Genomic DNA, 23,795 nt, shown 5'->3' with positions numbered 1-23,795 from the left:
CTATAATTTTTCCGAAGTCATTTTTCCGTTTACAGTTCTGATAATTCCCAGAGGGTTTTCGTCTTTTAATTCATCTGGCAACAGCTCATTGGGCCAATCCTGATAGCTAAATGGCCTGACCCAACGTTTAACAGATGTTATTCCGACAGCTGTAAATCTACTGTCTGTTGAAGCCGGATATGGCCCTCCATGTACCATAGAAGGACACACTTCTACACCGGTAGGGACTCCATTATAAATCATCCTGCCTACCCTGTTTTGCAATTCGGAAATAATCGATGCATATTTTGATGCTTCTTTATCATTTGCGATTAAAGTCCCTGTTAACTGGCCTTCCAAATGAGAAATAATGGTTTCTAATTCTTCAATATCTTTACATTGTACTACTATTGAAAATGGACCGAAGACTTCCCGGTGTAATATTGGGTTTTCTAAAAATGTTTTACCTTCAACCGTAGCAATCGCCTGTTGTGCAATATTGGCATGTACCGGTTTTTTGTGATTGGCAACAAGCGTGATACCCGGTTGGGCAATCGCATTATTTTTATTGTTCTTATATGCTCTTATAATATTGGCATGCAACATCACAGAGGGTTGGATTGCCATTATTTCTTTGCCTAAATTTTGAATAAAGCCAGTGAGTTCATCACTTTTAATTCCCAGTATTAATCCGGGGTTTGTACAAAACTGCCCGGTTCCTAAAGTAATAGAGCCTGCATATGTTTTTGCCAATGTATCGCCTCTTTCTTTTAAAACTTCCGGAAGGATCACTACCGGATTAATGCTTCCCATTTCTGCAAAAACAGGAATAGGCTCTTCTCGTTGGGCTGCTAGGTCTAACAAAGCCCTTCCCCCTCGGATACTTCCCGTAAACCCGACAGCTTTTACAGACGGGTGTTTTACTAATGTTATGCCTACTTCTATTCCGCTACTGTTCAAATTTGAGAAAATCCCTTTAGGCATTCCTGTTTTTTCAATGGCTTTTACAATTGCCGAGGCTACTAACTCTCCGGTTCCGGCATGCATCGGATGTGCTTTTACAATTACGGGGCATCCTGCCGCAAAAGCTGCCACAGTGTCTCCTCCTGCGGTGGAATAGGCTAAGGGAAAGTTACTGGCTCCAAAAACGACTACTGGCCCTAATGGAATCAACATTCTGCGAATATCCGGTTTTGGTACGGGCTCTCTATCAGGATTTGGGATATCAATAGTAGCTGCTACCCAGGAACCTTCCGCTACCAAATCAGCAAAACTTCTCAACTGAAAAACGGTTCTCCCCCGCTCTCCTTTCGCTCTTGCTTCCGGTAAGCCTGTTTCGGAACAGTATACTTTTATTAACTCATCGTCTAAAGCCAAAATTTCATCTGCAATGGCATTTAGAAATATGGCTTTTTGTTTTCCTGAAGTATTTCCATATTCTTTAAATGCTCGGGAAGCCAGTAAAACCGCTTCATGGATTTCTTCGTTAGAGGCTTCTGTAAATACGAATTCATTTTCAATATTTAATACCGGGTTAAAGGTTTTGTATATTTTAGCTCCTTTTGCCGATAATGAGCTTCCTATGTAGTTTTTTCCTGTAATCATGTGTTAATTTATCAATGTACCAATTCACCAATGTACCAGTAAATGAGAGAGTATTTATACATTTTTATAATCCGGTAATATGGGTCTGTTCTTTAATCTTTCTTCTATTATTTTGATTACATGCTTGCGTTCTTTTCCATATAGTGGCAGACGAGGTGCGCGTACATTTTCAGTGCCTATTCCCGTATAAACTTCTGCCAACTTTATATTTTGTACTAGCTTGGGATTTATATCCAACTCTAAAAGAGGTAGAAACCATCGATAAATTGCTATTGCTTCCTGAATTCTTCCTGTTTTTTGTAATTCGTAAATAGCGACTGTTTCCGACGGAAATGCACAAACCAAACCAGCAATCCACCCGTCAGCACCCATTAGCAAACTTTCCAAAGCAACAGTGTCTACTCCGGTCATGATCTTTAATCGGTCTCCAAATCTATTTTTGATGCGGGTTACATTTGAAGTATCTCTTGTAGATTCTTTTACCGCTTCTATATTCTTACACTCCAGTAAATCTTCAAACATATCTAAGGTAACTTCAATTTTATAATCCACCGGGTTATTATAAATCATAATGGGCAGCGATGTATTATTAGCAACCATCTTAAAATAGATTATCGTTTCTCTATCATCTGTTTTGTATCGCATAGGTGGCAACATCATCAAACCCTGTACACCATCTTGCTCTGCTTTTTGTGCTGCACCAATAGCCCCTTTGGTAGATTGTTCCGCAATATTCATGAGTACCGGGATTTTTCCTTCTACGAGATCAATCGTTACTTTTGTAAGCATTCTTTTTTCTTCTTCCAATAGGGTACTTGCTTCTCCCAGGGTCCCTCCCAGAATGATTCCATGAACACCGGCATCTATTTGTGCGCTGATATTTTTTTCAAACATGTGAAGATCTAATTGATCTTCATTTGTAAACTTTGTAGTTATTGCCGGCATGACACCTCTCCATTCCATACCCATACTTATGAATTTAACTTTTGAAACCTTTGCAAAATAGTGATATATTCCGTATTTTAATTGATTTGACTTCAAATTTTTTCCTTCTCCAAAATTTTAAATTCTCAAAATCAGCAGGTTGCTTTGATTGAAAATTTTCTTCTGACGTTGAATTTTTTTGCCAAATCAATGCTGCAAAGCCCTCATAAAATAAAAAATTAACCATTCATCATTTATTTTTTTGATTTGGTCTTTATATAGTACTGATTGGAAGAAAAAAAGGGGGTTACCTTGTCTTATCATTTGATATTTGTGGCATAATAATTAAAATTTTATATCATGAATAAATCAAATTTATTAATAGCATTCGTACTTACTTGTGTAAGTATGGCTTCATTCGGTCAAGTATTCTCAGGAAGTGGTTCTATGAGCGTAGAGGCAGAATTAGTAATTCCTCTAACCGTAACAGGGTCTACCCTTGATTTTCAAAAAGTAGCTATTCCAGCAACAGGAATACGTTATTATCATGTAAAGGGAGATGGTAGCATGTTCTCGTCAAATACAGGAAGTCCTTTCTCATCTGCAGATGGTGCACAAACAGACTTTGAAGGTTCTCCTACGGTAGGTACCATGACAATAAACGGAACTCCTAATACATCATTTTCTATTTCTAGTTTAACAAATACTGTTTTAACGAATTCTGATGGAGCAACTGTTGAGTTCTATCGTTCATCTTATCAGTTTGGAACAGCTTCTTATATTAATTTCACTCCTAATACTTATTCATTAGACGGTAATGGTGAATTTAAAATGAGTATAGGAGGTTTTATTAAGGTATATGGGCAAGATGAGGCAACACCAAGTACTCCGGGAGTGTACACAGGTACGACAACATTGACAGTATCTTATTAATTCAGCTAAGTAAAAATAATCAGAGAGCTGCCTTTTCAGGCAGCTTCTTTTTTTGTGCTGATTTGGTTATATCTGAAGTGATTTAAACTTTTGAGATCTTTTTCTTCCTTCTCGAAAATTTTAAATCCTCAAAACCAATAGGCTATTCCGGTTTAAAATTTTCTTCGGGCATCGAACTTTTTTGCCAAATCAATGCTGCAAAGGTTTCATTTTTTGTAATGTCTCTTTCATTTTTTTAGTCAATCCCTTTACTACCAAATCGTAGGAATAATCTATTAATTCTTCTAAAAATGCATCCGATACATCTCTGTTTACGGTAACTGTATTCCAATGTTTTTGACTCATATGAAACCCGGCATTGATACTTTCGTACGATGCTCGTAATTCTAAAGATTTATCCGGATCGCATTTCAAATTGACAGCTCCTTCTCCACGCTCCCACTTTTTAAGTGAAGCCAATGCAAACATTTTTCCCATTACCTTAAAAACCAAAGTATCGTCATCGAAAGGAAATTCTTCCGTAACTCCTTTTTTGTGTATACAATAGTTGTGAAGTTGTTCAATATTCATTAAAGTTCTCGTTAGCCAATGACAGCACTCATTTTAAACATGGGTAGGTACATCGCAATTAAGACCGTTGCGACGATTATGCCTAGTATTAAAACTACAAAGGGTTCTATGGTAGCACTGATCATTTTCGATTTATATTCGACTTCTTCATTGTATTGATCGGTCAGGCGTTTAAAAATAGTTTCATTCTGATTGGTTTCTTCTGCCACTTTGATCAAAGAACTCATTCTCTTATCAAAAATAGGAATATCTTTTATACTTTCATAGAGTGTTTTTCCTTTTAAAATATCGCTTTCTACTTTTAGCAATGCATGCTGAAGTGGGTAGTAATCAATCATTTGTCGTGTCAGTTCCAATGCGTTTAATAAAGGGATTTTTGAACCGGTTAACAGGTTAATTGCCTGCGTAAATTGTGCAATTTTCACTTTTCTTATAAATTCTCCTACAAAAGGAACCCGCAACCAAAAAGATGCTTTTGCTTTTTTGTACCATATTTTTTTCTTTGAAAATTGTATGAAAAAAACCATGGCTAAAATCAGTATCATTCCTATCCAGAAATACCGTTCAAAAGTGTTTGACATTTTAATAATAACTTGTGTTAACCAAGGCAGTCCCACATGGTTTTGTTTAAAAATTCCTTCAAACATTGGTACCACAAATTTTAGCATAAATACAATTGCCGCAAAAGCAGTACACAATACAATAACCGGATAGGACAATGCGCTAATGATAGTTCTTTTTTGTTCGTTTTTACGTTTGTAAAAAAGACCTAATTCATCCGTAACTCTTTCTAAATTTCCCGTATTTTCTCCTATCTGTAAAGAATAGGTTTCATATTCGGAAAATTCTTTTTTGTTTTCGGTAGCCGCAGACAAATTTTTTCCGGTTACCAACTCGTCCAATAATGATTTTATGAGCTTTTTGTCCGAAGGTTTTTTTTGCTCTTCGGAAATCAGCTCCAATGCATCTTTTAATGTCAAACCTGCTTTTAGTAAAACACTCAGTGCCACATAAAAACTTTCTTTTTTCTTGTTGGAAAAGGAAGTTCCAAACAATGTAATTTCCTTTTTTAAAATAGCATCCACATCTATGGAATTTGATGTTTTATTTTTTGTTTTTATGTTTTCTAATTTGAATGCCATTTCTAATGTACATATTGTGATGCATCGTTGATTTTATACACAAAAATAGTATTCACGGAAAATGTATTTGAAACATGAAGTTCTAATGCGTCTACGACTCCGTCTTTTACCTCATCTCCCAGGAAGTATATTTTTTTAGATACGAAATTCGAATACATGGTATCTTTATTTCTAATAACAGTACGGTTTTTAAAGTGATATTGTATGGAATCTTTTGAATTGCGAAATAATAAAATACTATCTTTCTTGCTATAAATCCCCTGATGTGTATTCAAATCTGCTACTAATACTCTTTCCATATACTGAATTTTTTGCTGATTCTCATACACTTTCCGAATCGTATGAATTTGTTTTTGAACAGCATTTAATGCAAAAAAAGCAATGGTAACAACCATACTGGAAATGACTAATACGACCATCAGTTCGCTCAAAGTAAAAGCAGTCATTTTTATATTTTTCATTCCGGTATTTTTTTGGTTCTTACTTTATTTGTAGCCGTATTTCTTGCGGTAAAAGCAATATAGGTATTGTTATTTTCTATTCGTTTTTTTATTTCAATATTCCACATACCTATTTCCAAAGTATTCGGAACTGTTAGTTGCCCATGTATGTATTGGTATGTCAACTTATTTAATTGGGTATCTATTTGATGGGTATTATTTTGTATGGAGTGTCTTAACATTCTTGTGATACCTACTGTGGCAATCGTAAAGACCATTGTAATAATAATTGTAGCAATGACAGTTTCTACCAATGAAGAAGCTTTGATTTTATATATTTTTTTTAATATACCCATTTTGCAACAGATAAATTCGTCGGGTTCATCAGTAAACCGCTAAATTGATCGGGAATTGCAACAGCGTCAATAACCCCATTATATATATGATTTACATATACGCTTCCAAATGCCCTTACAATAAACCCTTCCGTATATACAGAGCCTTTTACCGTTCCTCTTAATTCCAGGTTTTTTTTACAATATACCTCTCCGGTAATCACACTGTTTTCTGCAATATACAGTTGTGAATTATAATCAGTATTTTTTGTTTGCCCTTCACATAAAACAACTCCTTTTAATTGTACGTTTTTAGAAATTACAATTAACGGTTCTTTTTCACCCGCTATATCCTCTTTACCCTCTTCAAACAATGCCAATACAGAAGGGTATTGAAGTATGCTGTTTTCTTTTACCAGTATCTTTTTAGTGGCCAACGCCTGAAAACTTCCTTTTACATTGGATTCGATCGTAATTTCAGGTGCTATCAGAATGACATTTTCCAATAGGGCCGAGTTACTTACATTAATTGAAATATCAGATGAAATAATAATATTTCCCGATAGTGATATATTTTGTAAATAGATCCTTTGTTGATCATTATATATTGCTGTTGCCTTTTTAAAAGATTGCGTTTTTTGAAGGTCGTCTTCCAAATCGAAATCTACTTTGTTTTCAATATTTCGATAGTTTACAAATTCTTTTAAAAAACGGAGATTTGTAATTTCCGGAAGTGAGGAGTTACTATGTCGGGAAGTTCCTTGAATTAGCGTAGCTCCATAATACGAAGTGCCTGCAATATTCCCTCTTTTTACCCCTTTTATCGGTAAAGATACATCTCCTTTTATTTGAGTATTACCGACCAACACCAAGGGTTTATTATCTTCTTTTAGATATAATGCCTGTCGTGTTGTATTGCTACCGCCGATAATTCCCACTTTATGAAAGGTTTCATTTTTTAGATTTGCTCGTACTGAAACCACGTCAAAGGCTCCCCAGTGTTTTCTCGAAAGGATAGTTTCTTCAAATGCATGATCGGAAAAAGAAAGGATTGTTGGAATATCATAAGGTATAGTTGCATTACTTATATAACTAAAAGCTAAATTAGCATGATGCACCGTTTCTTTATATAGCTCGTTTTTTTGTGCAATTCTTTTCTGTAGGTAGAGTAAGGAGATAAATGCTGAAATGACAATGAGTATAATGACTGAAATAACCAGAACATATTGTATTGAAGCGGCTTTTATTTTATGCCTGAGCCATTTCATTCTTTTAATGAAATGGTTTTTAATGCTCCCTGATAAACAATGGTAATATTTTTATCCTTTGCTTTTTTCAATGTAACTTGCTGAAAAGTTTGTTCGATTTTAAAGATTTCCTGATGTCCGTTAACCTCAATGATATAAGATACGGTTGTTCCTTCAATCAAACCAATGAACTGAATAGGAGGGAATACCACAGCAGGTTTTACTTTGACAGGTGTTTTCTTTCGAGTAGGTGTTTTCTTTTTGTAGATTTTTCCTAAAAAAGGGTCTCTGTAATCAGGTTGAATTTCTATTCTATCTACTTGTTTGGGTTTTATTTTTTTAAACCCGATATTTTGGACCGGTTGAATTGCAGGAGATACAGGATTCATATTAGAATAAATCCGATATCCGATGGTTCCCCAGACGGCGGCCACGGCAATTAGTAATATATATGTCTTATTCTTCTTATTCATCACGATAGTAATAATGGATATACTTCTTCAATAGAGGTAATTCCTTCAGCAATCAATTGAATCGCATTTGCATGCAAGGTAGGGATTTTATGTTCTTTTAGGTAGGCTTCCACTTCCAGCTCTTTATCCTGGATTTTTTGTACCAATTCTCTGGTAATGGGAATAATCTCATAAATTGCTTTTCGTCCGCGATATCCGGTCTGATAGCACATTGCACAGCCAACAGCTTCGTAATGCGAGGTAATTTCTTTCGGCATCTTATATCCTTTGGGTACTACACCGTCTGTTAAAGGCATTGCTTTTTTACAATGATTGCATAGTGTCCGCACCAAACGCTGTGCCACACTCACGTTTAGGGTACTGGCAATTAAAAAAGGGGCAATTCCCATATCTATCAGCCTGGAAACCGTAGCCCAGGCGGAATTTGTATGAATGGTAGAGAGCACTAAATGTCCGGTTAGTGCAGCTCTTATTGCCATATTTGCAGTTTCAACATCACGTATTTCACCTACCATGATAATGTCCGGGTCCTGGCGTAAAAAAGTTCGTAAGGTACTTGCAAAATCCAAGCCTATATTTTCTCTTAATTGTACCTGATTGACTCCTTCCAGAGTATATTCAATCGGGTCTTCTATAGTTAAAATGTTTGTATCTTTTTTATTTAACAACTTTAACGTAGCATATAAAGTGGTTGTCTTTCCCGAACCTGTGGGGCCGGAAATAAGTATAATTCCGTTTGGTTTTTTTACGGATGAAGTATAGGTTTCTAATTCCTGTGCATTAAAACCTAAATTTTCCAATTGAATAGCTACATTATCCTTGGATAGTATTCGCAATACTAATTTTTCGCCGTGTAACGTGGGTAGTGAAGATACACGAATGTCAAAATCTTCTGTTTCGGTAGTCAGGTTAATCCTTCCGTCCTGAGGTAATCTCTTTTCAGAGATATCCAGCCCTGCCATAATCTTTATTCGATTGACAATCTTTGGGTATTCCTCATTGGAAATTACATATTTTTCAATAAGCTTTCCATCAATACGAAAACGTACTCTGTGCTGTTTTTCATACGCTTCAAAATGAATATCGCTACTCCCGGTTTCTTTAGCTTCGTAAATCATGTTCAACAAAAAATCTTCCGAATAACTCAGAGAGCTACCGATTTCAGTTCTTTTCCGATAGTTGTGTTGCAGGTAATTTTCAATATTCCCGGAAGTTTCATTTTCCAAAACTACCTTTCTTCCCAACATAATCTGTAGCTCTAATGCCAGTAAAGCCATATCTTTCCGATCTGTTTTTAAATAAACAGTCTCTGATAGTTCTTTATACGGAATAACCCTGTAATGATATGCTTGCTCGGAGCTTATCAATTGAAGAATACGGGTTTCTATTTGTAACATATTGCCTTCCATTAACTGCTATAAAGATTAGTAAACTTAAAAATCAGGTTACTAATCATTATCAACATCATAAATAATGCCTGAAATCCTGCCAAAGGGATGGCCTTGTTATGCGCCGTTTTTTTCAGAACTGTTGATATGATAAAAGCAAAGAGTAACGAGCTGCTAAACATCACCAGGAATACAGGTGTGGGAAAGCTGACTGCCAATACCAAAAAAAATAGTAAATCACCCATACCAAAAACAGTGAACAATTTTGTTTTCATCATAAACCGGGTATACAAAAACAATATAAAAAGTATGCAAGCCACTACACAAAAATTAATGGCTATATTCAGTAAAAAATATTCGAGTACCTGGAACCGGCTATGTAAAAGTCCTGATACTATAAATAGTATAACTAATAAAAGCAACATTACTTTACGTTCTTTCATATCTTGATAAAAGATCAAAAAGAGAATACTGATAATGGCTATGTTTAATATCAAAATCATTTGCTAAATCTTTGTAATACCAGTTTACATGACAAATAATTTCTCCGGGTTCTGTAATTCTTTTTCTTGGTAAAAGTCAACGAAGTTAATTTTGCCAGGCGCTGTTGCTCTATATAATTGGCAAACAACATCAAATCTCTAAAGCTTCCTTTTATTTCAACAATATAGCTCAGCAAATGGGTATCATTTAAAGCAAATAAGTGAGGCGTATTGTACGCAACTATTTTTAAATTATTTTTTGTGGCAAATTGAGTAATTTTTTGTACCAATGTTTGTTCAAATGTATTTTCTATAGAAAGGTCATTTGACTGTAAAATTGAATCCAGATACCGATTTTCTTTTTGCAGAGATACTATTCTGGAACCTGCATTTTCCAATAATGATTTTTCTTTTCGAAGTTTACCCACCACATTTTTTACTTCTATTGTCTTTTTGTACGAAAAATGATAGGAAATGATCAGCATGATAAAAAATCCAACCATCAGGGCTATATTTTTTTGCTTACTACTCATGTAACGTGATCATAAAATTAAATGAGGTTTTTGTCTTTTTTCCTTGCCCGTAGTGTATATAAGTTACTTTTTCTATCCAGTTTTTCTTTTCAAGGTTGGAAATCCAGTCGGTAAAATCTTTATCGTAAACACTCAATCCGGTTACGGTAATACTATTTTCCCTAAAGCTTATTTTCTTATCTTCCTTTACTGAATTTGCAATAGGCTGGTAAGACATATCATCTAGTAAGATAGAAGCAGGAACAGAAGCAGCTACTTCATTAAAATACCAGGCTACTTTGGAGGTTGCTGCGGAAGAAACACTTTCTACGAGTTTTAGTTTTTGTGTAACTAACTTATTCAGTATACTTAGTTGTTTCTTATAGGCTTCATTCGTTTTTAATTCCCCTTCCAGATTTTGTTGTATACCTTGATACTTATTAAAAACCAAATAACTAATCAGTAAACTGACAAATAAAAACCCTAAAACAAATTTAAATCCAATATCAAAAAATCGTTTTTGTTTGTATGCTTCCTGCAATTGCTTTTGAATATCGCTTTGTACATTCGCGCCCGCATAATATTGAATAACTCCTGATAATGGCAGTACTTGCTTGTTTGAAATGTTCAGTTCATTAATGGTATATTGCGTTTCGGCAACTTCTTGTTTTTGTATTGCAGTAATATGATTTCCTTCAAAAGTGATTCTGGCATTGGAAGAGTTGATTTCACTTCGATCTACAAAACGCGCCAACATTTCTATAGATAAGCTTCCCAAAGAAAAGTCAATGACCGATATTTTATGCGTATCGTATAGTGCTATCAAAGCATCTACATATGTTTTTCTGCTGATTGAGATAATAGATTCCTCATGGTTTGAACAAATGTTGTAATAAAAATCTGACAGAGCAATATTCGGGAAAACTGTTTTTACCAAGTGTTCTTCGGTAGTGTTTGCATTTGCTACTGTTTTTGTAAGTACCTGTTCATTATTTACAACCAGAAAAAGATGTTTTTGTCCTTGCAGCGTTTTAATGAGTTCTTCAAAATCAGTTGTTTCTCCTTTGTTGGACACTACCAGTTCTTTTCGTTTGCGTTTTAACTGTAAAAAGTGATGTTGTCCATTGTCTGCATGTTCTACGGAACAAAATTTTATACCATATTTGATGCTGTTTTTTATCATTAATTAATGATAGTAGGTTTTATAAGTACTGAGAGTTTCTTTTTTGATTTAGTACGTGTTCTCTTACTAAACAGGTATTTTATAATAGGAATCCTAGCTAAAAAGGGAACTCCGGAACCGGATTTATTATCTAAATTTTCTTCGAGTCCACCCAAAATAATGACATCTTTATTATTTACTCGTATGGTGGAAGTAAATTCTCTTGAGTTGATTCCGGGCGGTGCATCGGCAGCTATTCTATCACTATTAAAATTAGATTGTACTACATTTATACTAAGGGTGATGTTTCCGTCACCGGAAATTACAGGCCTGATCTTTATAGACAGGTTGGCATCCGTAGGGATATAATCTACGGTGTTTATTGTCTGCGGATTTTGAGAACCGATTATATCTGTACGGGTTATTTTATAATATGACCGCACTCCGTTTGATAAAGTAGCCTCATGTCCGTTTAAAGTAGATAATTTAGGTGTTGATTTAATGGTAATATCACCGTTAGTTTCAAGTGCTTGTATTCTGGCATAGAAATTAGGGACTACTTTTCCCAGATTTGCACTTCCAAAACCGTTAAATCCGCCAATGATATTATTGATAGTAGTAGCACCTAAGGTAAGGTTGGTACCACTTGTACCATCTAAAATAGTCCCCTGATCCGCAGTTGGATTTTCGCCAATACCCAAATCCAGTCCTATTGAAAAAGAAACGGATTTATTAACTTCTATAATCATCACCTCTATTAAAATAACAGGAACAGGCTTATCTATTTTTTTTAAAAAATCTTTAAACCGGTTGATTCTCAACGCATCTCCGCTTACCACAAAGCTATTGTGTTCAATATCTATGCCTATATTGAGGCTGTCTTTAATACTTTTCGGAAAAATACTTAACAATGCTTCCGCATCGCTGTTAAAGTCCGTAAACGGATCTTGCCGGCCGGTTCTTACGGGTCTTCTCGACGAAGAAGATCTTGTATAATTATCTGTATTTCCTATAGTATTAGTATTTCGAGTTCCGAAGTTATTATTTTGATTATTTCCTAAAGATTGATAGTTATTGTTAATGCCATTACTCTGTAAAGGCTGCATCATCATTTGAATAGAACGATGCATCAAAGGTATAATAGTCTCATTTTGTACTGAAGATTGTTTCCTGTCACCAAATAAGTATATATCATGTTCTTTTTTAAATACAAAACGGGTGTCTTTCAGAATTTGACTCAAAAGTGCATCAAAAGCAATACTATCTGATTTTACGGAAGTCTTACCTATATTTTTTAACGGCTTACTGGTTGCCATATTAATTTTCAGGTCGTATCCGATATCGTTAATAATTGCCTCAATAGGCGTATCTATAAAATCTACTTCTAAAATTTGACGTACGGTATCTTTTACTTTAAAGTAAAAATTAGCCATTCTGGGTCTTTGTGGTCTTGAATTTCTATCAGCGACGGCATCTTTATTTTCAAACAGGTAAAAACCCTCCTGGGTTTTACTTACTTTCAAATGATTTGTTTTGGCAAGTATATTGATAGCATCATCAAAGGGTTTATTTTTAATAAACCCTGTTAATCTCCTGCCTTCCAAGTCTATTGAAAAAACCAGGTTTTTACCTGTTATATCCGTAATTTTCCTGAGTACCCGAGATAACGAATCGTTTTGTAAATCAATCGTAAGCAGAGAAGATTTCTCATCATATGCTATCGGAATATTTCTGGGCACGTAGCGTTGTTTGTATTTTTTTATCACTAAAATATTTCCTGTAACCTCTATGGTAAGTTGATGTTGCTTACATAAATACAGCAGTACATCTTGTACGGTGGCATTGGAGAAACTCTGCGACAATATCAGGTTTTTTAATGTCGAATCAACACTAATATTAATTTCATTACTGGTAGCAACGGCTTTTAAAAAAGTAGTTAGCTCGGTAGTACTTATCGAAAAATCTACTATTTTTAGCAATCCCGGGATATCTGACTGTAAACCGGTTAGCTGCCCTTTTATTTTTTCTATTCTTACATCTTGGCTATTTTGAGCTAAGACACTTATATTAAATAACATACAAAAAAACCACAGCTCAATACATTTTTTCAGTAGCTTCATTTTTTTTCAGTTTACAGAGAAGTTAATGGTTGTATATTCGGTTGCGTATGCTGTATTAGAGGCCCTTACTCGCCACTGGTAAGTACCTGTAGTGAGTGCTATGGAAGTTCTGTTTTCCGTTACGGTGGTATCCAATAGTATTTGAGTTGCATTAGTAAAACCAGGTGTAGCGATCTGTACATGATACGAATTGGCATTACTCAAGGTTTGCCAGTTTAGTGTAATTGTCCCCGTAGCAAGTTGCGTACCTTCGGCCGGAGCCAAAATTTCTACTCTTTGGTTGGAAATATCTTCTACGAGAATAGCTTCACAGGTAGTAAACAGTGCTGTGAGCATTAGTATGAAAATTATTTTTTTCACAACAAACATAAATTATTGCATAAAAGTAACAAAATATTTTATTTTTTAGTACATTTGGGTACAAAGATTTTTATAAATAGTAAGAAATAAAAAATGTTATGAGGGCATTGTATAAAAAACCGGATACTTATTTACGTATATCTTTCAGTGCTGTGAAATTTCTAAAAAAGAAAATACCTGCGTATAATTTACAGGAACTCTTAGTAGTCCTCGTCATTATCGGTATTCTGATTTTAATTGCCATGCCTACTTTTACAGGTGTTATTAACAATGCAAAAAGTATAGAAGCAAAACAAAATTTAATTACCATAGAAAGCTTTCAGAGCACCTACCGCTTTATGCATAATAGTTATGCCAATGATTTGGACAAGTTAGATTTTATTGCTCCCAAAACATCTGAGGAAGGTGGTACTGCCTATTATACGTATCAAATTTTAGAGGCGTCCAAAACCGCTTTTAAAGCCAGGGCTACTGCTGTGGAAGATTGGGATGGAGACGGTATTAAGAACGAGTGGGAAATCAATCAGGACAAGCAATTGGTAGAAACCGCAAAAGATTGATATTCGGAAAAGATATTTGAAAAATCAGTAAAATACAGGAGCTTGATTTTGCAGCTTATATTTTATATCGCCAACTGTGAATATCACTACCCGTATTATATTGAATATCCGTTAATTTTTGCTTAAAAAAACGAGCATACGAATCTTCTGTTTTAAATAATTCAAATGTTTCTTCTCCATGTTTAAAACCTACGATCGGGTTGATCACCGCTGCAGTTCCGGAACCGAAAATTTCTTTTAAACTGCCGCTTTTAGCAGCTTCTTTAATTTCTGATACGGAAACTTTTCGAATCTCAATTTCCATATCGTTGTCTTTTGCCAATTGAATCACTGATTTTCTGGTAACCCCGTCTAAGATCCTGTCGCTAACAGGCGGAGTGATCAGTAGATCGTTGATCCTAAAAAAAATGTTCATGGTTCCCGCTTCTTCCACATATTTATGTGTGCTTGCATCTGTCCAGACGATCTGCTGAAAACCCTCTTTATTAGCCAGATTTGTCGGGTAGAACTGTGTGCTATAGTTTCCTGCTGCTTTTGCAAATCCAATACCACCGTCAGCAGAACGACTGTATTTTTCCGAGAACAAAACACGTACTTCTTCTTCATAATAAGACTGAGCCGGAGAACAAATGATCATAAACTTATAGGCATTAGAGGGAGAAGCAGAAATTGCGCTTTCCGTTGCAATTACCAAAGGCCTGATATATAACGAATTTCCGCGTCCTTTTTTGATCCAGTCTTTTTCCAACTGCAATAAGGTCCTTAATCCCTCAAAAAAATAGGTTTCGGGAAATTCCGGAATTGCCAATCTTTTTGAAGATATATTTATACGCAAAAAATTCTCCTGCGGTCGAAACAAAAAAATAGCGCCATGATCATCTTTATAAGCTTTCATTCCTTCAAAAACAGCCTGTCCATAGTGAAAAACTCTTGCAGATGGATCTAATTGTAACGGGCCGTAAGGTTTGATTAACGGTTGCTGCCATTTCCCGTCAACAAAATCGCACTCAAACATATGATCTGTAAAAACTTTACCAAACGGCAAGTGGTTAAAATCTATCGAATTTATTTTCGAGACCGTTATTTTTTCTATTTTAATACCCATATATCCATCATTTTTTTGCTTGCGCGAAGGTATAAAATTTACTGTTCTTTATCCCTTATAATGATTACTTTTTTACATTCTTACTTCCGTATTTGGTAATAAGTTTGGCAATTCCTCTACCTGCTAAATCTCCGATAAAACCGGTAGTAAAAATCCAATCCAGATTAACTTATGGGCACCTCTAAAAACTGATTTAGTCAATGAAAATGAGCGAAAAATTCAAGAACAAGGCGGAAAGTAAAATATTCCGCAGACGTAGCCATAGTTACGTTGAGGAAAGGTTTTATTTGACAACGATGTTATTGGATTTTGCAGCCATTTGTAATAAAAATAATTGTATATATGTTAACATATTCCGGAAATTTTTCCAGGGATCGTTTGAATTAAATTTTAATAAACCCGTTGTGCATTTTGATAAAATTCGTCAATTCGAGTAAATTTTTCGATTGAAAATGAGAAAAATTTGTATCGAGAATAGAATTTTTGCTCTAAATATGTTCTCGATACTATTTTTCGTAGCTCAAAATCACTCGAACTGACGTTTAAATTTACTTTTTAGTTCAAAATGCACAACGGGTTTTAATAAATAAACCTCTTACTATGAAACGTCGTTCATTTTTATCAACCGCAAGTTTAACAGGAATTGCATTAATGGCAAGCACGCCGTTTGCTTTGTTCGGGCAATCATCGCCTCAGTTGTAAGCCATTAGCTCAGTGCCAGGGCAAACGCATTAAACTTTCATAAGATTTAGCACTTTAATGAGGTAATGATTATCCCATCCAGCCTTTAATCTTCTACTTTTGACACCAACCTTAGATGCTTTTTCATTTTTAAAAAGATTAAGCGCAATTTTGTTTAGAATAGAAAAGTTTTGCGCAGCATTATCTTTTCTTTTTCTAGAAGCATCTTCTTCGAATGCAACATCTAAGGTCCAATGCAGTTTATTTTCAATACCCCAATGTGAACGTATGGCTTTTTGAAAATCTTTAGGCTTAGCCTTTGTGTTAGATATATAATAGCGTGTAGCTGTTTCTATTGGTTTATCAGAGTTTTTAAATTCACGCTTGCTTTCTATTTTAACAATAGCAGTAAGACTATCCCATTTATTATCCGGTGGAATACATTGAAAGTTTGTCATAACACTGCATTTTCGGGTTTCTATCCTTCCATGGTCTAGTTCTTCACTTATAGAGGTTGCTATATTTTCACCAAATCTAAATTCATCTTCAATATTTTGATATAATTGTGCTTGATTTTGTTTTACAGCTAAAATATAGTCCGCTTGTTTGTCAACAATGGCAGTATTGGGTACTTCAATAGTTGTACTTGATTCTCCTAGGAAAACATCTCCGTCATCATCATCATTACTACAGGATGTTACTAAAAATAATGTACATAGAATTAATAAATAGTGTGTTTTAAAATTTTTCATTTTTATTAAATTATTATATATAACACACAAAACTATCTTATGGCTTGGTTCTTTTTAAATCGTAATTCATGAAGTCGAATTTTGGTTGATGAGGTCGAAAAATACTTTCATCAAGAAATCAACCTCCCATCCGAAAGTTCAATAATACGGTCGCAATTGGCAGCAAATTCACCATCGTGGGTAACGGCTATAATGGTTTGTCCTCGCTCTTTTGCCAATTCTCGAAACACATCAAAAACAATCTTTGTATTTTTAGAATCCAAATTCCCTGTAGGTTCATCTCCCATAATAATAGATGGCGAATTAATCAATGCTCTTGCAATGGCTACCCGTTGTTGTTGACCACCCGATATTTTAGAGGCTTTTTTGTGTTCGTTACCTTTAAGTCCAAGTAATTGTAATAACTCAATGGCTTCTGCTTCAATCTCTGCTTTAGGTCTTTTATTGAGTTTTAAAGCAGGTAACATCACATTATCTAAAGTAGTAAACTCAGGTAATAAAAAATGAAACTGAAAAACAAAACCAATATGCTCATTACGAAATTTTGCTAGTTGGTTTTGCGATAAGCCTGTTACTTGGGTATCATTTATAGAAATAGTACCATTGTATTGTGTATCCATGGTAGATAATAAATACAATAAGGTAGATTTACCCGACCCAGATTTTCCAATAATCGACACGAATTCTCCTTTATGTACATCAAAAGAAATGTCCTTTAATACTTGAAACTCTACTGGGTCGTAAAAGTATTTGTTTATATTTTTTATAGAAATTGCTTTCATTGATTTATATTTTATCCTCTTAATATGGCTACAGGGTCTACTTTAGATGCTTTTCTAGATGGAAGATATCCTGTGTTATTAATGTGTTGTAAGCTGAAAAGCCAGCCGCACAAACAGCACATTTGGTTTTTGACGACACACAAGCCAACGCAGAAAAAACCAAAAGAGCTGTTTTTTGCCAACGCTCGACAAAAAAAACAATATATTTGTAAGTAAGAGAGGTATTTTGAAAAATGACAATTTTAAACGAAGAATATTATCAAACATTATGGAACAAATATGAGCATATAAATACTCTAAATATTCCTGATTCAAATACTGCTTGTCTTTCTATAAAATTCATTTTAGCCTTTTATCGAAAAAACCAACCTATCCATATTAACTTTCAAAATTCAAAAGAAACTATCCTTGAAATAGGGAAACAACTATTTATTGAATTTGCTAATGATATTTTTCTAAATCACTATGACTTGCCATTCCTAAAACTAGGAATCAAATTAAGAGATAAACGACAATACAAAGATGGAAAGAAGCATGATTACGTCATAAAACATATCGTTAATGGTAATTACACAATTGAAAGCACTAAAGGTCGAAATAAAGCCGAATTAAACTTGAATTACGACAGTCTAGTAAAAAAGTTTATACCAATAAAAAAAGGTTCAAGGCAATTAAAAGGCTACACAAAGTATTTTTATGACCTCAATGGTGGAATAGAAATAGATTTTACACCTACCAATTTTGAAAAAAAAACCGTTTTCATAGCCAAAAAACCTCTTTGGGATGCTTTGCCCGATAAAAACAAAATTCCTTGTGCCTATTTGCCAAATCCAAGAGAAGAAAGTTATACTTCTACAATCAAATCAATTCCTGCTTTACAAGATTGTTTAGCCTTTTTTACACCAAAATATGAGGTTTGTTATCAACAAATTCTTTTAAAAGAAGAAAAAATAAAGACAGTTATTGTCTTTGATACCGAAGCAGATAAAATTGAACAAATACTTCAGGACAAAGCTAGATTTGGGTTCAATTTGATAGTTATGTCGAACAGTTATTCGCCTTTAAAAAATGAGATTATTTCTTGTTGGAATTGGTTTAAGGAAGAGATTAAAATTGTAGATGCCCTATGATTAATTTCCGAAACATACCAAACAACGAAATAGAAGAGCGTATCAAAAATCTTGATGTGAAAGTACAATATGTCCATTCAGAGTTTGGTTTTGATTTAAAATCCTACGGAAACATATTACGAATTGGTTTAAATGCTATTCAAATTGAAACTATTGAAAATCTCATAAACAGGCTTAACATCAACAAAGAATTAGAAAAAGAATTAGATAATGCAGGAGGATATACAATAGATTATCTCAAAGACAATAATCCAAAAACTGAACTGATTAGCTTACTTCAACTAATTAAAGAAAAACAGCCAAAACAACAAGTTTTATTTGACTTCTTGAATCAAAGCGATAAAAGAACAATTGTAGTAGTTGACAACAACGATTTGGATTTCATAAGTCAAAATATCAAAAACAGAAGGGTTGAAACAATACCTTTTTCAAATCTGAAAAGAATAGATATTCAAAACAAGATTTTGGTTTTTTATTCATTCAACGGACAAAAAGATTTTGATTATCTCTACAATTTAGATAATGAAATTAGATTGATTGTCTATAAACAGGAAAAGAACTTATATCACAAATATCTTGACCAAAGGAAAAAACTGATTGAAACTGAAATCAAATCAACCGACCGTTTTAATATTTGTGGTATTGAATATAAAGAAACTAGAAATAATGTTACTGACATCAGTTTCACAATAAACGGCATTGTTTGTAGATTGGACGAAATGAACAACAAGGCTTATGATGGATATAAAGAAGAATGTGATTTATTGCTGAATGAAATTGAAGAAAAACTGATTTACAAAATAACAACAACTAAAACCGATTTGCTGTTAGAAAGCAATGATACAGTATTTACAAATAAAGGAGATTTGATAAAGTCCTATAAAATCAAAGTAGGAGACAAAATTAGAATTTATCCAAAAGAACAATTAGCCGATAACCTTTATCAAGTTGCTGTTGAAACCGAGCCTGATATTTTTGGAATAGTAGAAAAACACTCTAATTTTTGGAAACAAATCATATGTGATTTGCGCAACAAGTTTGGAGACGAACAACTTTATCAAAAATTAAAAGAAAACGGTTTAAAAGTGTTGCCAAATACTTTAGCATCTTACGGTAGTGGATTTAGAAAGTTTCCAATGTATAAAAACGATTTAAGAGCAATTTTAAAATTGTATTATCATAATTTACCTGATAGCAAAATTGACGATATTTTAAACCCAGTTCTAAAATCAAAAACCACATACAGCAGCACAATGATTGTACTTGGTCGTGGACTAAAACAAGAATTGCGTTTGTTTTTGAAGAAAAAGAAAATTGGAGAAATATTGAGAAAAAGAAATTTCAACGAGAATACATTAGACACTTTTATTAATAAATTTATGCCAATACACACAGTCATCAGCAAAGAAGTTATTAGTAAAAACATTGAAACATTAGAAGAAATAGCATTACAACTAATTGAAATATGAGCGTAAAAGAGAACAGAAATATAGTAATTGAACGTGTTAAGAAAGAAATAGTCGGTCCAGGTTCGGACATTTTTCTATGCAAAGATGATTTTAGTGATGAAATCATTGAAGGGAAACCTTTACAGCGATACTATTCCGGTATTTTATTTCCAAAACAATTACAACCAAATGCAAGCGATAATGGCGAGCAGGAAATGAAAGATGAAAACAATTCAAACGATAACGAAAATAATGATGATTCAGATAATGTAAATACAGGAGATAATAAAAATAAAGAAAACAATAACGAAGAAAGTGCCGAAGACGGAGACGGAACTGATACTCAACCCAAATATACTTCAAACATATTTTTCCCTTCCCATTTCGGAATTACGTTTGCCGTTGAAAAATCTTGTGAAAAATTTAAAACTGTTATTTCTTTTGGAAATTATTCTAAAGCTAAACCTGAGGAAATTAAAACTTCTTATGATGGCGAAGGCATAAACTTACTATCTGAACACGGCTTAAATAGTTTTATAGGTTATGACGAAACGAACAAGACACTTTCACAAACTAAAAAGATACAGCGAACAAAAGATGGGAATATAACAGCAGAATATCAAGTATTTCAAGACGGATTAAAATCGTTGGCTAAAGCAACATCTTATGACCACGCTCTTTACAAAACCATTTCAAAACTTTTTTTTAAAGACAAATACAAGAGAAATGAAAATGTTATTGAACTCGAAATCAACATCAACAACATTCTTTCAGCCGATAATCAGCACCTTGAATTGATACTATCTGAACAGCCAAATGTTAATACAGAAAATTGGAACAAGGAAATGAAAGAAAACCTCGTTACACATTTGAAACTTTACACAAATTATTCGGACAAGTATTACATTAAAGCTGTTATAGAAAATAAAACATTGATTCCTAAAGACAAGTTTTCACTTTCAAAAGAAAAGGTAAATCAATTATCCTGTTTTCAAACTGAAGTTAGAATTGAAAGTGAAAAATTGTTACCATTCAGAGATTACAAAGCACACTTGTACAAAACTGATGAAGACAAAATGCTAGATTATCTCTATCGCGATAAATTAGCATTTGGTATTGGACACAATACAGCCTGCACTTGGGAAAACGCTCAATCACCTATCACACCACAATGGATAAAATCTACTTTTTTACCTGAATATGACGTAAAAAATCAAAGTTCAGAAACTGACAAAATTAGAGGAGATATTCTAAATATAAAAAATCTGTCAGTTTACAATTCAGACAAAGAAAGCATTATTTCTAACCTTACGAAGGTTGCAAAAGCATATAAAAATTGGATTGAAGATGAGCAAACATCTGCCAACAGTAATGAACTAGGTTTAAAAAATATCAAAAAGTGTGAGCGGATTTACGACCGAATAATTAATGGAGTTAAATTACTTTCTGAAAATGAAAATGCTTTTCGTGCATTTCAATTATCTAATACTGCTATTTATTTGCAATTTTTTCAAAGTCAGCAACATTTTAGCAAGAAAAAAGAAGGTTTTGAAGTATGGGAACGCAATGAACCATTGCAAAATAAATTTCAAGATTATGGAACATTACCATTTCCCTCAGACCGAATACCTGAATGGCGACCATTTCAATTAGCATTTATTTTACAATGTTTGGCTTCATTTGTAGAAGAAAACAGCAATGAAAAGGAGTTGATTGATTTACTCTACTTCCCTACAGGTGGCGGAAAAACGGAAGCATATTTAGCGGTTTCAGCATTCTTGATTTTTTGGAGAAGAATACAATACCCTAAAAGTTATGATGGTGTAAACATAATTATTCGCTATACCTTGCGTTTGCTTTCTGCACAACAATTTGAGAGAGCCTCAAAATTAATTTTGGCTTGTGAATTTATTAGAACCAATCATACAGATTTAGGCGATAAACCTGTCTCAATTGGGTTTTGGGTAGGAAATCAAACCTTGCCTAATAAATTAAGAAAAGGATATAAAGGAGATGATGCCGAAACCAAGCTAAATAAACTTTTGAAAAAATTCAACAATCACACATACAACCCTAATTATGATGTAAATCCATTACAGTTGACTAACTGTCAGTGGTGTAACTCTAAAATCATTTCTAAAATTAATGAAAATGATGACACCTTTCGTATTGGACATCGAGTTGGTAAAACTCAGCTACATAGCCATTGCTTAAATGAAGACTGTTATTTTTCAGAACAAAAAGGTGGTTTGCCTATAGTTTTAGTAGATGAAGATATTTATTCAAAACCCCCAACCATTCTTTTTGCGACCGTTGATAAATTTGCATCATTAGCTTGGAAAGGAGAATCTACTACATTCTTCAATAATGGCTCAAATCGTAAACCAGAATTGATAGTTCAAGATGAATTGCACCTATTAAACGGAACCTTGGGAAGTTTGGTTGGTTTATTTGAAAATGCCTTGTTGCAACTTTGTGATAACCCTAAAATAATTGCTTCAACAGCAACAGTTAAAAATGTCGACAAACAAATTCAAGGTTTGTACGGCAGAGAAGCACGAATATTTCCACAGTATGCTACTAATTCAGACGACACCTTTTTTTCAAAAGTGATAGAAGGAAGTAAAAGAAAGTATATAGGCATTTTACCAACAGGAAAAACAACCGTTGTTACCAATTTACAATTATTGGCTTCATTGCTTTTTGCTAGATTGGAAGTTTGGAAAAAATCGTCAGATAAAAAAGAAGTAGATAATTTTTGGACAATACTTTCTTATTTCAAAAGTTTAAAAGAACTTGGACGGTTTTCTAATAAGATTAATTCGGAGTTAAAACCAATTATCAAACAATTACAAGTTCGGTACTTGAACAACAATTCACTTAGTGAAAAAAATAACTATAGAAAACTGTCTTATAGAAACATTGAATTAACAGGCCGAATTCCAAATGAAAAAATCAAGAAGAATTTAGATAAGTTAGAAATTGAATTTAATGGAAATATCAAAGAACATAAGGCTTACGACTTAGTTTTGGCAACAAATATGATAAGTGTTGGGCTTGATGTTAGTAGGCTAGGTCTAATGATAATGAACGGAATGCCACCAAACACAGCTGAATATATTCAGGCAAGTAGCCGTGTAGCAAGAAAAAACAAAGGTTTGGTTATTACACTTTTCGACCCATTCAATAGCCGTGATTTATCTTATTTTGAAGATTTTGTGCAATTCCACAAAACATTTTATAAACAAGTAGAACCATTGAGCGTAACACCATTTGCCGAAAATGCTTTGGATAAAATGCTGTTTACACTAATTCTTGCTTATTTCAGGCATACTACACCATTTACTTCTAATAATGCGGCAACTGCTTTAATTGATGACAAAGTAAAAAATGAATTACGAAATAACTTACTTGAACTTTTTCAAAACCATCACTTTGCTCAAAATGATTTACAGCTTATAACTGAAAAGATTGATAATATTTTAAGAGATTGGAAATATAAAATTGATGCACAAAAAGACCTTAAATATTTTTGGAGAGACCATCCTAAAGATTCATTAATCGTACCTATCCAAGAGAAGAAAAATGAGGACGATACTTTAACGGCAATGCAATCAATGCGAAGTGTAGAACCAAGTGCTGAGATACTCATTAGACAATATTAA

Annotated in this window: 20 protein-coding genes and 1 pseudogene; 5 read left to right on the top strand and 16 right to left on the bottom strand. The window is 33.8% G+C overall.

The window, feature by feature from the left end; all coding sequences use genetic code 11:
• Both GKR88_12620 and GKR88_12615 read right to left on the bottom strand, forming a co-directional pair.
• On the bottom strand, positions 1-1,584 hold the full coding sequence (locus GKR88_12620; GenBank protein ID QMU65046.1) for an aldehyde dehydrogenase family protein: 1,584 nt from the start codon (positions 1,582-1,584) through the stop codon (positions 1-3).
• Positions 1,585-1,638: 54 nt separating this feature from the next.
• A complete protein-coding gene (locus GKR88_12615; protein ID QMU66711.1) occupies positions 1,639-2,553 on the bottom strand; it encodes a dihydrodipicolinate synthase family protein in 915 nt (304 codons plus the stop codon).
• A gap of 315 nt (positions 2,554-2,868) precedes the next feature.
• Here GKR88_12615 and GKR88_12610 point away from each other — a divergent pair, with 315 nt between their 5' ends.
• The gene (locus tag GKR88_12610; protein ID QMU65045.1) at positions 2,869-3,441 is read left to right on the top strand and encodes a DUF4402 domain-containing protein; all 573 of its coding nucleotides are present in this window, start codon (positions 2,869-2,871) and stop codon (positions 3,439-3,441) included.
• Positions 3,442-3,630: 189 nt separating this feature from the next.
• Here the strand turns inward: GKR88_12610 and GKR88_12605 are convergent, their stop codons facing one another.
• From GKR88_12605 to GKR88_12555, 11 genes are all read right to left on the bottom strand, one after another.
• Entirely contained in the window at positions 3,631-4,011 is a 381-nt protein-coding gene (locus GKR88_12605) for an MmcQ/YjbR family DNA-binding protein (GenBank protein QMU65044.1), read from the bottom strand.
• An 11-nt stretch (positions 4,012-4,022) separates the two neighbouring features.
• Positions 4,023-5,153, bottom strand: coding sequence for a type II secretion system F family protein (locus GKR88_12600; GenBank protein ID QMU65043.1), 1,131 nt, complete (start codon positions 5,151-5,153; stop codon positions 4,023-4,025).
• Between the two features lie 2 nt (positions 5,154-5,155).
• Positions 5,156-5,614 (bottom strand): prepilin-type N-terminal cleavage/methylation domain-containing protein, encoded by a 459-nt coding sequence (locus tag GKR88_12595; GenBank protein QMU65042.1) that lies wholly within the window; start codon positions 5,612-5,614, stop codon positions 5,156-5,158.
• A complete protein-coding gene (locus GKR88_12590) occupies positions 5,611-5,949 on the bottom strand; it encodes a hypothetical protein (GenBank protein ID QMU65041.1) in 339 nt (112 codons plus the stop codon). The genes GKR88_12595 and GKR88_12590 overlap by 4 nt, the downstream gene beginning before the upstream one ends.
• Positions 5,937-7,196, bottom strand: coding sequence for a hypothetical protein (locus GKR88_12585; protein QMU65040.1), 1,260 nt, complete (start codon positions 7,194-7,196; stop codon positions 5,937-5,939). The genes GKR88_12590 and GKR88_12585 overlap by 13 nt, the downstream gene beginning before the upstream one ends.
• The gene (locus GKR88_12580; protein ID QMU65039.1) at positions 7,193-7,648 is read right to left on the bottom strand and encodes a hypothetical protein; all 456 of its coding nucleotides are present in this window, start codon (positions 7,646-7,648) and stop codon (positions 7,193-7,195) included. The genes GKR88_12585 and GKR88_12580 overlap by 4 nt, the downstream gene beginning before the upstream one ends.
• Positions 7,648-9,057 carry a type II/IV secretion system protein gene (locus tag GKR88_12575; GenBank protein ID QMU65038.1) on the bottom strand — a complete coding sequence of 470 codons (1,410 nt, stop codon included), beginning with the start codon at positions 9,055-9,057 and terminating at the stop codon, positions 7,648-7,650. The genes GKR88_12580 and GKR88_12575 overlap by 1 nt, the downstream gene beginning before the upstream one ends.
• 478 nt (positions 9,058-9,535) lie before the next feature.
• Entirely contained in the window at positions 9,536-10,021 is a 486-nt protein-coding gene (locus tag GKR88_12570; protein QMU65037.1) for a hypothetical protein, read from the bottom strand.
• 22 nt (positions 10,022-10,043) lie between these two features.
• Positions 10,044-11,213: a hypothetical protein gene (locus GKR88_12565; protein ID QMU65036.1), complete on the bottom strand. Its 1,170-nt coding sequence runs from the start codon at positions 11,211-11,213 to the stop codon at positions 10,044-10,046.
• Positions 11,213-13,312, bottom strand: a complete 2,100-nt coding sequence (locus GKR88_12560) for a general secretion pathway protein GspD (GenBank protein QMU65035.1) — start codon at positions 13,310-13,312, stop codon at positions 11,213-11,215. Before GKR88_12560 ends, GKR88_12565 begins: the two co-directional genes overlap by 1 nt.
• Positions 13,313-13,318: 6 nt before the next feature.
• Positions 13,319-13,648 carry a hypothetical protein gene (locus GKR88_12555; GenBank protein QMU65034.1) on the bottom strand — a complete coding sequence of 110 codons (330 nt, stop codon included), beginning with the start codon at positions 13,646-13,648 and terminating at the stop codon, positions 13,319-13,321.
• A gap of 122 nt (positions 13,649-13,770) precedes the next feature.
• Here GKR88_12555 and GKR88_12550 point away from each other — a divergent pair, with 122 nt between their 5' ends.
• Positions 13,771-14,232: a prepilin-type N-terminal cleavage/methylation domain-containing protein gene (locus GKR88_12550; protein ID QMU65033.1), complete on the top strand. Its 462-nt coding sequence runs from the start codon at positions 13,771-13,773 to the stop codon at positions 14,230-14,232.
• 55 nt (positions 14,233-14,287) lie between these two features.
• Here GKR88_12550 and GKR88_12545 read toward each other — a convergent pair whose 3' ends face one another.
• From GKR88_12545 to GKR88_12535, 3 genes and pseudogenes are all read right to left on the bottom strand, one after another.
• Positions 14,288-15,337 (bottom strand): branched-chain amino acid aminotransferase, encoded by a 1,050-nt coding sequence (locus tag GKR88_12545; GenBank protein ID QMU65032.1) that lies wholly within the window; start codon positions 15,335-15,337, stop codon positions 14,288-14,290.
• Between the two features lie 731 nt (positions 15,338-16,068).
• Positions 16,069-16,638: pseudogene (locus GKR88_12540) on the bottom strand (ISAs1 family transposase).
• Between the two features lie 242 nt (positions 16,639-16,880).
• Complete coding sequence (locus tag GKR88_12535) at positions 16,881-17,552, bottom strand: ATP-binding cassette domain-containing protein (GenBank protein QMU65031.1); 672 nt, start codon at positions 17,550-17,552, stop codon at positions 16,881-16,883.
• 233 nt (positions 17,553-17,785) lie between these two features.
• Here GKR88_12535 and GKR88_12530 point away from each other — a divergent pair, with 233 nt between their 5' ends.
• From GKR88_12530 to GKR88_12520, 3 genes are read left to right on the top strand one after another with little or no spacing between them, the layout of a single operon-like run.
• Positions 17,786-18,682, top strand: coding sequence for a hypothetical protein (locus GKR88_12530; GenBank protein ID QMU65030.1), 897 nt, complete (start codon positions 17,786-17,788; stop codon positions 18,680-18,682).
• On the top strand, positions 18,679-20,151 hold the full coding sequence (locus GKR88_12525) for a hypothetical protein (GenBank protein ID QMU65029.1): 1,473 nt from the start codon (positions 18,679-18,681) through the stop codon (positions 20,149-20,151). Before GKR88_12530 ends, GKR88_12525 begins: the two co-directional genes overlap by 4 nt.
• Positions 20,148-23,795 carry a hypothetical protein gene (locus GKR88_12520; protein QMU65028.1) on the top strand — a complete coding sequence of 1,216 codons (3,648 nt, stop codon included), beginning with the start codon at positions 20,148-20,150 and terminating at the stop codon, positions 23,793-23,795. The genes GKR88_12525 and GKR88_12520 overlap by 4 nt, the downstream gene beginning before the upstream one ends.

The organism is Flavobacteriaceae bacterium, from assembly GCA_014075215.1.
Taxonomy (GTDB): Bacteria; Bacteroidota; Bacteroidia; order Flavobacteriales; family Flavobacteriaceae; genus Polaribacter.
The sequence above is the reverse complement of the archived record's forward strand: the minus strand, read 5'-3'. Positions and strand labels throughout refer to the sequence as shown.